The sequence below is a fragment of the Marinobacterium sp. MBR-109 genome, from assembly GCF_040547565.1.
Classification (GTDB): domain Bacteria; phylum Pseudomonadota; class Gammaproteobacteria; order Pseudomonadales; family Balneatricaceae; genus Marinobacterium.
This window is the reverse complement of record NZ_JBEPPZ010000001.1, coordinates 395,930-411,641: the sequence shown is the minus strand read 5'-3', so window position 1 is coordinate 411,641 and position 15,712 is coordinate 395,930. Positions and strand designations below refer to the sequence as shown.

The following is a 15,712-nucleotide window of genomic DNA, read 5'->3' as shown; positions in this document are numbered from 1 at the left end:
GCAGATGCATTTTTTTGAAAAGGCCCCACGCATGAACGTTAAAGTGATCAGACCGTTGAAGATTGCCGTCATTGGCTCAGGGATCTCCGGGCTGTCAGCGGCATGGCTGCTCAACAGGCAGCATGATGTTACCTTGTTTGAGAAAGATGACCGCCCGGGCGGTCACTCCAATACCGTGACGGTCGCCACCGATGAAGGGGATATGGCGGTCGATACCGGCTTTATTGTGTACAACCCGGTCAACTACCCCAACCTGGTCGAGTTTTTTCGTACCCTGGGTGTGCCCAGCATGAATACTGACATGTCATTTGGCGTGTCCATCAATGCCGGTGCACTCGAGTACAGCGGCTGTGGACTCGCTGGGGTGTTTGCGCAAAAACGCAACCTGTTGCGCCCCGGTTACTGGAAAATGCTGGCGGACCTGATGCGCTTCTATCGCGAAGCTCCAGGCTTGATTGATGATCCGGAGGTGCAACCGCAGACTCTTGGTGAAATGTTGTACAGCCGCGGCTACGGTCGTACCTTCATCTATCAGCACCTGATTCCCATGGGAGCCGCGATCTGGTCCACTCCCGCCGATCAGATGCTGGACTACCCGGCGGTGACCTTTCTTCGTTTCTGTCAAAACCACGGTCTGGTGCAGCTGAAGGATCGCCCCCAGTGGCGCACGGTAGCCGGGGGCAGTCGCGAGTATGTGCAGCGGATCTGTGATGAGCTCAAGGGCGGGGTGCGCCTGAACAGCCGCATTCACCGCATTCACCGCCGAGGAGGTCAGGCGGTGGTCGAATTCATGCATGGCGAGAGTGAAAACTTTGACCATGTGGTGCTCGCCTGTCATGCCGATCAGGCACTGGCGCTGCTGGCTGATCCCAGCCCGGATGAGAAGCGCCTGTTGAGCTGCTTTCCCTATCAACGCAATCGTGCACTGCTGCACACCGATTCTGCATTGATGCCAAGGCGCGAGGCCGCCTGGGCCAGCTGGAACTATCTCAGCGACAGCCACAGCCCAGACAGGCTGCCAAGGGCGATTTCGGTCACATACTGGATGAACCGCTTGCAGCACCTGCCGCAGCAGCATCCTGTTTTTGTGACCCTGAATCCGGTTGAAGAGCCCGCTGAAGGCAAGATTTTGCGCAGCTTTCTGTATGACCATCCGGTGTTCAATCTGGACTCCATCGCAGCACAGAAAGAGTTGTGGTCGCTGCAGGGTAAGCAGAACACCTGGTTCTGCGGTGCCTATTTCGGTTACGGCTTCCATGAGGATGGCTTGCAGTCCGGTTTGGCTGTAGCTGAACAGCTCGGTGGCACGAAACGTCCCTGGACGCTGGATGATCCCAACAGCCGCATCCATGTGCAGCCGCCTGAAAAACCGCGGGTTGTATGGTTGCATGGGGCTGTGGCATGACACACTCGTGCCTGTACGCCGGTCAGGTGATGCACCACCGGATGAAGCCGAAGAGGCATCGCTTCATCTACCGTGTTACCTCAATGTTGATCGATCTGGATGAGCTGGATCAGCTTGGCCGCACACTGAAGTGGTTTTCGCGCAACCGTTTCAATCTGTTTTCATTCCATGATCGTGACCACGGTGATGGCAGTAAGCAGCCGCTGGTCGAGCAGGTAAGGGCTGTGCTCCGTGAGAGTGGCATTGATACCGGTCAAGGCTCGATTCGTCTGCTGTGCTACCCGCGACTGCTGGGCTATGTGTTCAATCCCTTGAGCGTCTTCTACTGCCATGACGAGTCCGGCCAGTTGCGTGCGATCCTGTACGAGGTGAGCAACACGTTCAATCAGAAGCACAATTACCTGATCCCGGTAGACCATGCGGCGTCCGATCAGATTCGTCAGTCCTGTGACAAGGATTTTTACGTGTCTCCGTTCATCAGCATGGAAACACGTTATCACTTTCGCATGCAGCCGCCCGGCAGCCGGATTGCGGTATGCATACGTCAAACCGACAGCGAGAGCGCCGTACTGCACGCGACCTTCACCGGGCAGCGCCGCGAACTGAGTGATCAGGCTCTGCTGAGAACCTTTTTCAGCCACCCGTTGATGACGCTTAAGGTGATTGCCGGCATTCACTGGGAGGCGCTGCTGATCTGGCGCAAGAAGGTTCCGTTGCAGCCTCGCCCGACACCGCCGGCACATCGCACCACACTGGTCAGTCAGACAGGGGAGCAACACTGATGAAACATTCACCTACACCCAGTCTCAGTACACAGGATTCCCTGTCGCGTACCGGCTGGCTGAATCGCTGGTGCCTGCAGGCCCTGCTGGATCATCTGCCTCGGATCGAGTTCGGTACCCTGGATCTGCAGTTGCCTTCAGGTCAACTGCTGCAGTTTGGTCAGGCCCGAGAAGGTGAGCCGCGTGCAGAAATCCGCCTGCATCATTACCGTGCCCTGCGCCGTCTGCTGCGTGGCGGCGCCATAGGCTGGGCCGAGGGGTACATGGAGGGCGACTGGGACAGCCCGGATCTTGAGTCGCTGCTGCGGTGGGCGTTGGGCAATGAAAGGGCGATGCAGAATCTGATTCGCGGCAACCTGCTGCTGCGCCTGTTCAACCGCCTGCGTCATCTGCGCCGTGCCAACACCCGCAAGGGCAGTCGACGCAATATCGCCTATCACTATGACCTGGGCAACGACTTCTACCGGCTTTGGCTGGATCGCAGCATGACCTATTCCGCTGCCCTGTATGAAGATGTGGATGCGCAGGGGCAGGAAGCGCTGTACCGGGCACAGCTGGCCAAATATCGGCGTATCGCCGAGATGCTAGAGCTGCAGCCTGGACAGCGGGTGCTTGAGGTCGGTTGTGGCTGGGGTGGTTTTGCCGAATTGGCGGCGCAAGAATACGGTGTCGACGTGCACGGGATTACCCTGTCCACCGAGCAGCTGATCTATGCCCGTGAGCGGATCGAGAAGGCCGGGCTGAATGAGCAGTGCCGCTTTACCCTGACCGATTATCGCGATGTGGATGAAACCTACGATCATATTGTCTCGATTGAAATGTTCGAGGCGGTGGGTGAAGAGCACTGGCCGGTCTACTTCAACCAGCTCAAGCGCTGCCTCAGGCCCGGTGGTCGAGCGGTACTGCAGATCATCAGTATTGAAGATCAGCGCTTTGAGCGCTATCGCAACAGTGCCGAGTTTATTCAGACCTATATCTTTCCCGGCGGCATGTTACCCGGCCCGGCCCGTTTGCGAGCCGAGATCGCCGCGGGTGGTCTGCAACTGCAGCAGGAGCACACCTTTGCACTGGGTTACGCCCGTACTCTGCGGGAATGGCACCACAGCTTCATCGAACAGTGGCCCAGGGTTCAGGCTCAGGGGTTTGATGAGCGCTTCCGCCGCATGTGGGTCTATTATCTGGCCTACTGCGAGGCTGGCTTTCGCCACGGCAGCATCGATGTGGGCCTCTATCAGCTGAGTCGCTGAGATGAAGGCTGCCAGGCTTGGCCGCCAAGAGCTGTTCAACTATGCTCTGCCCGCACTGCCGCTGGCGGTGCCAACGGTTGGTCTCTATGTTCTGTTGCCAACCTGGTATGTGGAGCAGGGCGGTCTGGCGCTTTGGCTGGTCGGGCTCATTCTGATGCTGGCCCGGGTCAGCGATCTGATCACTGATCCGCTGATCGGCTACTGGCTGGATCGAGGCCGGCCGGTGCGCTATCGGCAGTTCATACTGGCCGGGGCAGTGTTGTGTCTGCCCGGGCTGGCACTGCTTGTACTGCCGCTTGCCGGCTTTCACGCGCTGTCCCTGCTGCTGGGATCAATGTTGCTCTATCTTGGCTGGACTCTGGTGCAGGTGCCTTACTTGAGCTGGCTGGCGGCTCTCAGCCCCGAGTCGTATCAGCGGGCTCGCGCTGCCAGCCTGCGTGAGGGCTTCGGCCTGATAGGGCTGTTGCTGTCGGCGGTTCTGCCGGCGGCCGGTTTAATGCTCGCGCTCAGCACACAGCAGGTACTTTGGTTGATTGCCGGTTTTACGCTCTTGCCCGGTGGCTGGGCGCTGTGGCGTCTGCTGCGCTATCTGGAGTTGCCGGCGCAGGAGATGTCGAACCACTCCGGTACCGACTGGAGCAGTCTCTGGCGCAACCGTCCCGCTCGTATTCTGCTGCAAAGCTGGTTCTGGAACGGCATTGCCAACGGCGTACCGGCGGTGCTGTTTCCGCTCTATGTCACGCGTAACCTTGCGGGCAGTGAAGCTGACCGAGGCTTGCTGATACTGATCTATTTCGGTGCAGCGGTGCTGTCGTTGCCGCTTTGGCTGGGCCTCAGCCGCGTGTTCGACAAGGCTGACCTGTGGCGCAGCGCCATGCTGTTTGCCGTCGGTGCCTTCCTGCCTGCAAGTTGGCTGGGAGCCGGTGATCTGTACTGGTTCATGCTGGTCTGCGTACTCACAGGTCTGGCGCTTGGAGCCGATCTGGCATTGCCCCATGCGTTACAGGCAGAAGTCTGTGATTGGGACCGTTTCCGCCATCGTCGTCAGCGCAGAGGGTTGCTGTTCGCGTGCTGGAATGGTGCCAACAAACTGGCATTGGCACTGGCCGCTCTGATCGGGTTCGGCCTGCTCAATCTGGCTGATGGGCTTGTGCCCGAACATTCGGATCTGCTGTTGGCGCTTTTGTATGCAGGCATCCCCTGTGTAATGAAATTGATAGCCATCTGGCGGCTGCGACACTACCCGCTGAGAACGCGGCTGCATGCCAGATTGGTGCAGCGCCTCCAACGGCCGTTGCCGGAATGATCTGTAGGCCAGCCGTGAACGTAATGCAGTGCATGTCGTACCGGTGTGCGGCGCAAAGGAGACCGCCATGCGGATATTCGCTTTTCTGTTTGTGTTGACCACTGTTTTGATAACCGGATGCTCACCCATGAATACTGACCGATTGAGCCAGCAGGACCCGACCCTCAAGATCGAAGAGTTCTTTGATGGCAAGGTGTACGCTTGGGGGATTTTTGAAGATCGATTTGGCAATCTGCGGCGGCAGTTTCAGGTCGAGATCGATGGTGACTGGGATGGGCAGCGGCTGGTGCTGGACGAGAAGTTTCTGTACAGCGATGGTGAGCGCGATACCCGAGTCTGGACCATCGTGCCCAAAGGCGAGGGTGAGTACGAAGGCCGTGCAGGGGATATTATCGGGACTGCACAGGGCTACAGTGAGGGTAATCGCCTCAACTGGCGCTATCGCATGGAGCTGAAAGTGGGTGATGGCAGCTGGAAAGTCAGTTTCGATGACTGGATGTATCTGCAGCCCGGTAACGTGCTCGTTAACCGGGCCGGTGTGAACAAGTGGGGCGTTCAGCTCGGGGTGGTTACCCTGTTTTTCATGCGTGCCGAGCAGCTGAAGGAGGCGCCGTTCGCCCTTTGACCGCAGTGGTCTGCAGCCCTAGCCTTCCAGTTTCCAGCGCAGGGTTTCGCCGGCGCGCAGTGGCACGATGGTCTCCTGGCCGAAGGGCATTTCAGCAGGTACCTGCCATGGCTGTTTCACAAGCGTGATGCTGTCAGTGTTGCGCGGCAGGCCGTAGAAGTCCGCTCCGTAGTGGCTGGCGAATCCCTCAAGCTTGTCGAGTACACCCAGGTCTTCGAATATTTCGGCATAGAGCTCAATGGCTGCATAGGCGCTGTAGCAACCGGCACAGCCGCATGCGTTTTCCTTTGCGCCCCTGGCGTGGGGTGCCGAGTCGGTGCCGAGGAAAAATTTGTGGCTACCGCTGACAACCGCGTCCTGAAGCGCCTGCTGGTGCACGTTGCGCTTGAGGATCGGCAGGCAGAACAGGTGCGGACGGATACCGCCCACCAGCATGTGGTTGCGGTTATAGGCCAAGTGTTGAACGGTAATGGTCGCACCCACGTTATCGCCGTGGGCATTCACAAATTCCGCGGCGTCACGGGTGGTGATATGTTCAACCACCAGTTTCATGCTGGCGTGACGGCCGGCCAGTGGTGTCAGGATCTCGTCCAGAAATTGCTTTTCACGGTCGAAGATATCCACATGGTTGTGGGTGACTTCGCCATGTACCAGCAATGGCATGCCGGCTTCGGCCAGCGCTGCGCAGATATCGTCCAGCTTGCCCAGATCGGTCACGCCTGAATCCGAGTTGGTGGTGGCACCGGCAGGGTAGAGCTTGACCGCGGCAACCCGCCCGCTGGCCATGGCCTCGGCAATCATTTCCGGGGTGGTGTTATCGGTCAGGTAAAGTGTCATAAGAGGGTCGAAATGGCTGCCCTTTGGTGCCTGAGCCAGAATGCGCTCACGGTAGGCCAGTGCCTGGGCGGCATCGGTTACCGGGGGGCGCAGGTTGGGCATTACAATGGCACGCCCCATCTGGCGAGCGGTGGCAGGTACAACATGTGTGAGCACCTCACCATCACGCAGATGCAGGTGCCAGTCATCGGGGCGGGTAATTGTCAGGCGTTCAGTCATGGGGCTATCCAGGCTGGTGGTAAAAAATGCAAGTATACCGGATTGAGCATGTGTTTCGCACAGCAAGTGGAGCCGTGGGCCTTTTCGAGGTTTAATAGCGGCTGTTGAGAGCCGACTGGATTGGTGGATGAATGTATACAGAAGATGATGTACGCCGGCTGACCTGGCAGTGTCGCCGTGGAATGCTGGAACTGGATGTGTTGCTGTTGCCGTTCATGCAGGACGCTTTTGCTGACCTTGCACTGGAGGATCAGCAGCGTTTTGTGAAGCTTCTGGACTGCGAAGACCAGGACATGTTTGTCTGGTTCATGCAGCGAGAGGAGCCTCAGGACGAGGACCTGAAACGTATCATAAGGATCATGCTTGAACGGGTTCAACCGGATTGAACTACAGCTGAAACCGGGGACCAGGCTGCACGTGCTGTGTCTGGTCCTGTGGGTTGCGGCAGAGTTGGCAGTCTGGCTGATGCTGCCGGATGTGGGCCTGCGGCTGTTGTCCATGCTGGCGCTGCTGGTTGTCATGCCTCTGCTGTGCTGGCCGTTACTGCATCCAAATGCAGATGATGCGGTCGCTGGGCTCGCATGGGAGCCGGATCTGGGCGACATGCAGTTGCTGACTCGCTCCGGTGACTGGTGCCAGGTGGAGCGGATCCCCTTCAGTTGTTCTGTGCCTGGGCTGATTCAGGTGCTCAAGTTGCAACGTGTGGATCGGGCGCGGCCAACCTGGCTGCTGATCACACCGGAGCAGATCAGCCGCACCGACGTGCGGCGTCTGCACGTGGTGCTCAGATGGGCGTCTCCACTCGCGTCGCGTCAGGCCACTGGAAGTTAGCCGGCGCCAGAACGGTATCACTGCGCTCGGCAGAGGGTTGCGGGTAGTCCAGCGTATAGTGCAGGCCGCGACTCTCCTTGCGGCGGATGGCGCTGCGGATGATCAGTTCGGCAACAGTGGCCAGGTTGCGCAACTCGATCAGGTCGGAGCTGACACGATAGTTGCTGTAATACTCGCTGATCTCCTGCAGCAACAGCTCGATCCGGTGTTGTGCCCGCGCCAGACGCTTGTCGGTGCGCACGATCCCCACATAGTCCCACATGAAGCGGCGCAGCTCATCCCAGTTGTGCGAGATGATGACATCCTCATCCGAATCGGTGACCAGTGATTCGTCCCAGCCCGGAATGTCGGGCAGTTCGGGCCGAGCCTGTGTCATGTCTGCCGTAATCGATCGTGCGGCAGCCCGGCCCGAAACAATGCACTCCAGCAGTGAGTTCGAAGCCAGCCGGTTTGCGCCGTGCAGCCCGGTGAAGGCGGTCTCGCCGATGGCGTATAATCCTGCCAGATCGGTCTGGCCATCCGCATCGGTAACGATCCCGCCGCAGGTGTAGTGAGCTGCCGGCACCACCGGGATCGGATCTCGGGTAATGTCGATGCCCAGCTCCAGGCAGCGCTGGTGAATGGTGGGGAAGTGTTCGCGGATAAAATCCGCGGGCCGGTGGCTGATATCCAGATAGACACAGTCACAGCCCAGCCGCTTCATTTCGTGGTCGATGGCGCGGGCCACAATATCACGCGGTGCCAGTTCGGCGCGCTCATCAAAGTGCTGCATGAAACGAGAGCCGTCCGGCAGCAGCAGTTTGCCGCCCTCGCCACGTACCGCCTCGCTGATCAGGAACGACTTGGCCTGAGGGTGGTACAGGCAGGTCGGGTGAAACTGGTTGAATTCCATATTGGCGATGCGACAGCCTGCACGCCAGGCCATGGCGATGCCGTCACCGGTAGAACCATCACTGTTGCTGGTGTACAGGTAGGCCTTGGCGGCCCCGCCGGTTGCCAGTATCACCTGTGGTGCCCGGAAGGCACGAATGTGGCCGCTGCGAATATCCAGTACATAGGCACCGATACAACGATTGTGTGGCAGTTTCAGCTTGCGCCGCGTAATCAGATCAATGGCAACATGGCGGTCCAGCAATGTAATGTTGGATGCCTTTTGAGCGCGGGCAAGCAGGGTTTCGTGTACCGCGCGGCCGGTAGCGTCGGTGGCATGGATGATGCGACGGTGGGAGTGGCCGCCTTCCTTGGTGAGGTGGTAGTGGTCCCCCTCGCGCGTAAAAGGCACGCCCTGATCGATCAGCCAGCGAATGCTGTCCGGGCCTTCCTGCACCATCCGCGTCACGGCATCGGGGCGGCTAAGGTCGGCTCCGGCGGTCAACGTATCGCGGATATGGTCTTCAAGGCTGTCGCCTTCCTCCAATACAGCGGCAATGCCGCCCTGAGCCAGCCAGGTAGAGCCGCTCTCGAAGCTGCCCTTGCTGAGCAGTGCAATCTGCAGGTGCCCCGGCAACTGCAGTGCCAGCGTCAGGCCTGCAGCACCACTGCCGATGATCAGTACATCGAAGTCCTGAGGGGGGCTCTGTGTTGTACTCATATTCAGATTCCGTACCTGTAGGGCGAACTATTATGCGGTCTTGCACAGACAAGTGTAAGGTTGCCGCAAATTTAAATTGTGTTGGAACTTCATCCCTGATTCAGGTTCATACCAGTTGCGAGCCTGCTCAAGACATGAGGTTGCAATGCATCAGGTCATCCATACATACTTTATTGAATCATGATCTCCTCGCATCTGCAGGAAAAACAGTCACAGTGACTTAAGGATACCGAGTGTCTAACGAGAGTCAGGCAGCCGCCGACCAGTTGCTGGTCAAGCGGGTTCAGGCTGGTGACAAACGTGCTTTCGACCTGCTGGTCAAACAGTACCAGCACAAGATCATCGGACTGATCGGACGTTATGTATACGATCAGCACGAGGCACTGGATGTTGCCCAGGAAGCTTTTATAAAGGCTTATCGAGCGTTGCCCGGTTTTCGTGGCGACAGCGCGTTTTATACCTGGTTGTACCGGATTGCGATCAACACCGCCAAGAACCATCTGGTTGCCCGCAATCGCCGGCCACCGGATGTGGACGTGGATGTGGACGATGCCCAGTACCTGGGGGCGGAGAATGAGCTGCGAGATCTGGAGACCCCGGAAAACGCACTCTACCGCGATGAGCTGGAACGTGTCGTCAAGCAGACGCTTGATCGTCTGCCGGAAGATTTGCGAGTGGCACTGACGCTGCGCGAATTTGAAGGCATGAGTTATGAAGATATTGCCAACGTCATGGATTGTCCTGTTGGCACGGTTCGGTCAAGGATTTTCAGGGCACGCGAGGCGATCGACAAGGAGATCGCGCCGCTGCTCAATAACAACTGAGAGATCATATGACTGCCGTTTGCAGCCATTCGGGGTAAGTCTATGCGAGAAGCGAATGAATCCATATCGGCACTCCTCGATGGAGAGGTCAGTGACTTCGAGTTGCGCCGCACACTGGAGCAGGTCGGGCAAGACCCGCAGCTGGGTCAGCAGTGGCATCGTTACCAGGTTGTGCGATCGGCTCTGAAGCGTGAAACGGTTGCCGCCATTGACATCGATCTCAGTGATCGGGTCATGGCTGCGCTGGAGCAGGAGCCGGTGTACCACCCAAGTGCGGATCAGCCGGATGAATCGTCACTGGGACAGCGTGCCTTCAGGCCGGTGTCCCGCTGGTGGCGTTCGGTATCCAGCATGGCGGTGGCGGCATCTGTCACTGCGGTGGTGATTCTGGGAGCAGGGTCACTCAGTGAAACCGGTGATACGGCACGCCCGACCTATACTCTGCCTGGGGCAACGGCCAGTGCCGATCTGATGCGCACTCAGCTGGGAACGCGCTCGGTTTCTCCGTCGGCCCGTTATGACTCGGCGGATGTAATCCGTCTGTCGGACGGGCTCAAACGTTACATCGACCAGCATCAGCATCTGCTCAGTACTCAGAAAGTGCCGCAGTGGACGACACGCTGGCTGCCCGAGGGGTACTCGATTGTACGCCATGAGCTTCTGCCTCACGGCGAAGTGATGGTGTTTGCCAATGCGCGTGATGCCTTTTCGGTCAGTGTTGAGGAGATTGGTCACCAGAGCATGCCCGAGGGGGTTGCTCAGGCCGATGGCTACATTGCAGTCGGCAAGCGGCGCGGAGAGCACTTCGTGACCGTGGTCGGTGATGTGCCGCTGATGATCGCGGATCGCATCGCCAGTGCGGTTCAGCCTGAGCGCTGAGCATGATTGAAGAAGTGGCGACCGTCACCTGGAGCGGCCAGGGGCTGGCGCGGGTTGAAGCGGCCCGTAACAGTGCCTGTGCCCGGTGCAGCAGTCGCTCGAACTGCAGCCAGGGTGTGCTGTCGCAGTGGTCACGCGGGCGTACCGTCGAGATCGAGGTGCTAAACCCTGACAACCTTTCACTGGTGCCTGGGCAGCAGGTATTGATCGGGCTTGAGGAGGGCGGTCTCATGCGTGCTTCGCTGTTGCTGTATCTGTTGCCCCTGCTGATGCTGGTGGCCGGTGCCCTGGTTGCCAGTATGCTGGGGGCCAGTGAGGCAATACAGATGCTGGCGGCTGCACTGATGCTGCTGGCCGGTTTTGCGGCGGTACGCTTTTTGACCCGAAACACGGCTGAACTCAGTCGCTATCAGCCGGTCCTATTGAAAATCCTGTAATCGACAAAAGGTGAAAATCAGTGAAAAGCATCAAGATCAGCCTTGGTTTCATGCTTGCCTGGCTTTGTGCCCCTTTGGTGAATGCGGCGGCGTTGCCCGACTTCACCGAACTGGTCGAGGAGACCTCGCCAGCGGTGGTCAATATCAGTACGGTCAGCCGCAGCGAACAGTCACTTTCGACCCCTTTTGGACAGTTTGAATTTCACGGCCCGCAAGGGGAAGATGTACCGGAAATCTTTCGACACTTCTTCCGTGACATGCCGCAGTTCCGTGAAGGACCTCGCAAGGCGCCTCGCTCTCTGGGCTCCGGGTTTATCATCTCCAGCGACGGCTACATCCTCACCAATCATCATGTGATCAAGGATGCCGAAGAGGTGCTGGTACGTCTCAATGACCGGCGTGAACTTCAGGCCGAAGTGATCGGCTCTGATGAGCGTACTGATGTGGCGCTGTTGCGGATTGATGCGCGCGACCTGCCGGTGGTGAAGAAAGGCCGCTCAGCCGACCTCAAGGTGGGTGAGTGGGTACTGGCGATCGGCTCTCCATTTGGTTTTGACCACAGTGTCACGGCCGGTATTGTCAGTGCCACCGAACGGGCGCTGGCCAATGAAACCTACGTACCGTTCATCCAGACTGATGTAGCGATCAACCCGGGCAACTCCGGTGGGCCGCTGTTTAATCTCGAGGGTGAAGTGGTGGGGATCAATTCCCAGATCTACACCCGCTCTGGTGGTTTCATGGGGCTTTCGTTCGCCATCCCGATCGATGTTGCGATGGATGTGGCTGACCAGCTGAAAAACCAGGGGTTTGTACAGCGTGGCTGGCTGGGCGTAATCATTCAGGAGGTCAACCGCGATCTGGCCGAGTCGTTTGGGCTCAAGAAGCCCGCAGGTGCACTGGTAGCCAAGGTCTTGCCAGGCAGCCCGGCACAGTCCGGTGGGCTGCAGGAGGGGGATGTGATTCTCAAGCTCAATGGCAAGTCCGTTGAACTGTCCTCAGATCTGCCGCCGCTGGTGGGCCGCATCAAGCCGGGCCAGACGGCACGTCTTGAAGTGATGCGCTCAGGTCGGCGTGAAGTGGTAGAGCTGGTCATCGGCACCATGCCGGATGAAGAGCAGCAGGCATCCCGCACCGCTGACAAGCCGGCTGAAACGGGTCGTCTTGGGCTGGTCGTGGCGCCGCTGGATCCGACCCTGAAAGACAAGTGGGCCATCAGTTCAGGCGTCATGGTGCAGCAGGTCATGGAAGGGGCCGGACTTCAGGCGGGTCTGGTGCGCGGCGATGTCATCACCATGCTGAACGGGCAGCGAATCGAGACGGTTGAGCAGTTTGAGCAGGTTGCGTCTTCACTGCCGGAGGGGCGCTCCGTACCGCTCAGAATTGTGCGCCGCGGCAGCCCGCTGTTCATTGCCCTCAAGATTGAGTGACCCTTCTCCCGGGGAGCAAGCCTCCCCGGGTTTCTGTGCTTAATTCATAAACGACTAGAGTTTAGACCAAGCTGCTGCCGCAACCACGCCAGCATCAGCCCCTGCAGCTCGTTTGCGATCTCGGGCTTGGACAGGTAATCCATTGCCATGCCCTGCTGGGTGTCCATGCGGGCGATCACGGCGGCATCCATCGCCTTGGGGAAGTCGCCATTCATGACCGCAGCATCGGTGTTGTGGCGGATCTGATCCATCACGCTTTCATTCTCGGTCAGCTTGCTGGCCAGGCCCTGTACGAAGTCGAGCTTGTCGCCATCGGTGGTTTCGGTGCCGAACAGTTCGTTCATCTTCTCGACGATGTGTGACAGCAGATCGTATTCACCTTCCTTCGGCTTGCCGGTGCCCACGGCGGTGGTGCCGGTGATGTATTGGCCTTCACCGTCCTTCAGCTTCAGGTCCTGAGTGCGCTTCTGCTTCAGGTTGTAGTGGCTCAGCGCCACGGCGGTTAGGTCGATCTCATCCTCTTCGATCACTTCCTGACGCAGCAGCGGCAGCAGGTGGCGTGCGTAGACGTTGAGCTGTTCCAACGCAGGGTCTTCAAATGGCGTGATCTGGCTGATGAACTCGTAAAAGCGGATATAGCTGTTCACGTCTTTCTTGAACAGATCCAGGCTGTCGCGGGTTTCCTCGGCGGCTTTCACCGAGCGTTCGGCATTGACACGTTCGCTGTCGCTGCCGGATTGGATAAAGCGCTTGAGCTGGATACGGGCATCGCGCAGCACTTCGTTGGCATGGCGGTAGCGCTGGATAAAGCGATCCACGGCAGGCTTGATGTAGCCGGTTAGTGCCTCGGCACCGCGCTTGGGGTCGAAGTAAGCATCGGCAAAGGCTTCCACCTCATGCCACTGGAGGATGCTGTTCTCCAGCAGCTTGTGCTGCAGGTCATAGACCAGGTTCGGGTCCGAGGTCTGATCGAGCTGGGCGGTTTCAAAGTATTTCTGGAACTCAGCCAGCACCTCCTGCGGGTCGTTGGTGAAGTCCAGCACATAGGTGGTGTCCTTGCCCGGATAGGTGCGGTTGAGCCGTGACAGGGTCTGGATACAGTCCACGCCGGTCAGTTTCTTGTCCACGTACATGGCGCAGAGCTTGGGTTGATCAAACCCGGTCTGGAACTTATTCGCCACCAGCATCACTTGATAGTCGTCAGTATCGAACGCCTTGCGCATATCACGCCCCTTGAGGTCGGGGTTCATATTGCGCTCAGTGAAGGGCTCGGGGCCACTTTCAAGATCGTTGACCTCACCGGAGAAGGCCACCATAGCCTGAATGCGCTCGTAGCCCTGCTCTCTGACGTACTTGTCGAACGCCAGCTTGTAGCGCACCGCTTCCACGCGGCTGCCGGTGACTACCATCGCCTTGGCTTCACCCGCCAGCAGGTGCATCACGTTCTCGCGGAAGTGCTCGATGATTACCTGCACCTTCTGGCCGATGTTGTGCGGATGCAGGCGGACCCAGCGTGACAGCCGGGTTTTGGCCTTCTTGCTGTCCACCTCCTGATCGGCGTCCTGCTGCATCGCCAGCCGGTACGCCAGCGAGTAACTGGTGTAGTTGCGCAGCACATCGAGGATAAAGCCCTCTTCAATCGCCTGGCGCATGGAATACACATGGAAGGGGTGGGGCGGGTTGTCGTCGCTGATCGGCATGCTCGGGTCTTCTGGGCGGCCGAACAGCTCCAGCGTCTTGGCCTTGGGGGTCGCGGTAAAGGCGAAATAGCTGATCTTGTCGGAACCGCCACGGGCTGCTAGGGTGGCGTTCATCACGTCCTCGGCAGACAGTTCCTCCTCGTCCTTCAGCTGCTCCGCCATCAACACTTCGCGCAGCTGGCGCGCGGTGCTGCCGGTTTGGCTGGAGTGGGCTTCGTCGGCAATGACGGCAAAGGTGCGATCCTGCAGGCCGGTGCTTTCCTGTATCGCCTTGAGCACATGGGGGAAGGTCTGGATGGTGACGATGATAATCGGCGTGCCCCGGCTCAGGGCATCAGCCAGTTGGGCCGACTTGCTGCCGTCGCCTTCTTCGCGGTTGATGCGGCTGACAACGCCGGATTTGTGCTCAAACTGGGAGATGGTCTCCTGCAACTGGCTGTCCAGCACGGTGCGGTCGGTAATCACGATCACCGAGTTGAATACCTTGTTGCCCTCAGCATCGCACAGGCTCGAAACCTGATGCGCCAGCCAGGCGATGGAGTTGGACTTGCCGGAGCCAGCCGAATGCTGGATAAGGTACTTGTGGCCAGTGCCTTCCACGCGCGCGGTGTTGAGCAGTGTCTGCACCACCGCCCACTGGTGATAACGCGGAAAGATCATCGTCTCTTTGGTATGGATATGGCCCAGCTCGTCGAACACCTCTTTCGACTCCAGATGCACAAAACGGTGCAGCAGCTTGAGCCAGTTGTCGGGCTGGAATACCTCGTTCCACAGATACTCGGTGGCATAGCCCTGTTCGCCATTAACACTGCCAGGCTGATCATTACCCGCGCCGCCCGCCGCCGTGCCCCGGTTGAAGGGCAGGAAGAAGGTATCCTTGCCGGCCAGTTTGGTGGTCATCGCCACCTCAAACTGATTCACGGCAAAGTGAACAAGGGCACCGCGCTTGAACTTCAGCAGCGGCTCGTCCTTGCCGTTGGTTTTCGGCTTGCGGTCATAGCGGTACTGCTTCTTGGCGTTCTCCAGACTCTGCTTGAAGCAGGATTTCAGCTCCAGCGTGGCTACAGGCAGGCCGTTGACGAACAGTGTCAGATCGATGCGGCCATCATAACCGTGGGGGCTGTAGATTAGCTCCGGCACCACCCGCAGGCGGTTGGCGGCATAGCGCTGTTCCAGCTCGGGATTAAGGCTGTTGTCCGGCTTGAAGGTGGCCACTTTGAGGCGCACGCCGCGATCTTCGATCTGGTTACGCAGCAACCAGAGAGTGCCCTTGCGGCTCAGACTGCGCTCAGCAGCGTTGAGCAGATGATGTTCCGGTTCTCGGCCGTAGATCTTGCAGAACTTGGCCCAGGCGTCAGGCTGGGTCTCCTGCACATAGGCGATCAGGTCGTCCGGGTAGAGGGCGCGTTTGCGGTCGTACTGGCTCGACTGCCCCACCTGCCAGCCCTGCGCCTGCAGGGCGGCGATGATATCGTTCTGAAATGCCAGTTCGCGGCTGTCAGCCATGACGGTTCCTCTTCCATGTGTCTGCTGTTATTAAAGCTGGATGTGCCAGCGGGTTATTGCCGTTGCCGGTACATCGTTCAAATATTGCCGGTCTGG

Annotated in this window: 14 protein-coding genes; 11 read left to right on the top strand and 3 right to left on the bottom strand. The window is 58.8% G+C overall.

Translation table 11 applies throughout. From position 1 onward, the window contains the following. Positions 1-31 precede the first annotated feature (31 nt). From ABIE60_RS01970 to ABIE60_RS01950, 5 genes are all read left to right on the top strand, one after another. Complete coding sequence (locus ABIE60_RS01970; protein WP_354467323.1) at positions 32-1,405, top strand: NAD(P)/FAD-dependent oxidoreductase; 1,374 nt, start codon at positions 32-34, stop codon at positions 1,403-1,405. Beyond that, the gene (locus ABIE60_RS01965; protein WP_354467322.1) at positions 1,402-2,187 is read left to right on the top strand and encodes a DUF1365 domain-containing protein; all 786 of its coding nucleotides are present in this window, start codon (positions 1,402-1,404) and stop codon (positions 2,185-2,187) included. The genes ABIE60_RS01970 and ABIE60_RS01965 overlap by 4 nt, the downstream gene beginning before the upstream one ends. Beyond that, complete coding sequence (locus ABIE60_RS01960; RefSeq protein ID WP_354467320.1) at positions 2,187-3,434, top strand: class I SAM-dependent methyltransferase; 1,248 nt, start codon at positions 2,187-2,189, stop codon at positions 3,432-3,434. The genes ABIE60_RS01965 and ABIE60_RS01960 overlap by 1 nt, the downstream gene beginning before the upstream one ends. Position 3,435: 1 nt before the next feature. Continuing rightward, positions 3,436-4,740, top strand: a complete 1,305-nt coding sequence (locus ABIE60_RS01955) for an MFS transporter (RefSeq protein ID WP_354467319.1) — start codon at positions 3,436-3,438, stop codon at positions 4,738-4,740. A 67-nt stretch (positions 4,741-4,807) separates the two neighbouring features. Further along, positions 4,808-5,365 (top strand): DUF3833 domain-containing protein, encoded by a 558-nt coding sequence (locus tag ABIE60_RS01950; RefSeq protein WP_354467317.1) that lies wholly within the window; start codon positions 4,808-4,810, stop codon positions 5,363-5,365. A gap of 18 nt (positions 5,366-5,383) precedes the next feature. On the opposite strand, the gene pyrC is transcribed toward ABIE60_RS01950, so the two are convergent. Then, positions 5,384-6,421, bottom strand: a complete 1,038-nt coding sequence (gene pyrC, locus ABIE60_RS01945; RefSeq protein WP_354467316.1) for a dihydroorotase — start codon at positions 6,419-6,421, stop codon at positions 5,384-5,386. Positions 6,422-6,552: 131 nt separating this feature from the next. Here pyrC and ABIE60_RS01940 point away from each other — a divergent pair, with 131 nt between their 5' ends. Both ABIE60_RS01940 and ABIE60_RS01935 read left to right on the top strand, forming a co-directional pair. Then, the gene (locus ABIE60_RS01940; protein WP_354467314.1) at positions 6,553-6,807 is read left to right on the top strand and encodes an FAD assembly factor SdhE; all 255 of its coding nucleotides are present in this window, start codon (positions 6,553-6,555) and stop codon (positions 6,805-6,807) included. Continuing rightward, a complete protein-coding gene (locus ABIE60_RS01935; RefSeq protein WP_354467312.1) occupies positions 6,785-7,252 on the top strand; it encodes a hypothetical protein in 468 nt (155 codons plus the stop codon). The genes ABIE60_RS01940 and ABIE60_RS01935 overlap by 23 nt, the downstream gene beginning before the upstream one ends. On the opposite strand, the gene nadB is transcribed toward ABIE60_RS01935, so the two are convergent. Next, a complete protein-coding gene (gene nadB, locus ABIE60_RS01930; protein ID WP_354467310.1) occupies positions 7,206-8,843 on the bottom strand; it encodes an L-aspartate oxidase in 1,638 nt (545 codons plus the stop codon). The genes ABIE60_RS01935 and nadB overlap by 47 nt on opposite strands. A 233-nt stretch (positions 8,844-9,076) precedes the next feature. Here nadB and rpoE point away from each other — a divergent pair, with 233 nt between their 5' ends. The 4 genes from rpoE to ABIE60_RS01910 are packed head-to-tail and all read left to right on the top strand — an operon-like array spanning position 9,077 to position 12,410. Next, positions 9,077-9,667 carry an RNA polymerase sigma factor RpoE gene (gene rpoE, locus ABIE60_RS01925; protein WP_354467308.1) on the top strand — a complete coding sequence of 197 codons (591 nt, stop codon included), beginning with the start codon at positions 9,077-9,079 and terminating at the stop codon, positions 9,665-9,667. A gap of 42 nt (positions 9,668-9,709) precedes the next feature. Then, a complete protein-coding gene (locus ABIE60_RS01920) occupies positions 9,710-10,546 on the top strand; it encodes a MucB/RseB C-terminal domain-containing protein (RefSeq protein WP_354467306.1) in 837 nt (278 codons plus the stop codon). 2 nt (positions 10,547-10,548) lie between these two features. Beyond that, a complete protein-coding gene (locus tag ABIE60_RS01915) occupies positions 10,549-10,983 on the top strand; it encodes a SoxR reducing system RseC family protein (RefSeq protein ID WP_354467304.1) in 435 nt (144 codons plus the stop codon). Positions 10,984-11,033: 50 nt separating this feature from the next. Further along, positions 11,034-12,410 carry a DegQ family serine endoprotease gene (locus tag ABIE60_RS01910; protein WP_354467637.1) on the top strand — a complete coding sequence of 459 codons (1,377 nt, stop codon included), beginning with the start codon at positions 11,034-11,036 and terminating at the stop codon, positions 12,408-12,410. Between the two features lie 44 nt (positions 12,411-12,454). On the opposite strand, the gene ABIE60_RS01905 is transcribed toward ABIE60_RS01910, so the two are convergent. Beyond that, positions 12,455-15,616 carry a type I restriction endonuclease subunit R gene (locus ABIE60_RS01905; RefSeq protein ID WP_354467302.1) on the bottom strand — a complete coding sequence of 1,054 codons (3,162 nt, stop codon included), beginning with the start codon at positions 15,614-15,616 and terminating at the stop codon, positions 12,455-12,457. Between the last annotated feature and the right edge of the window lie 96 nt (positions 15,617-15,712).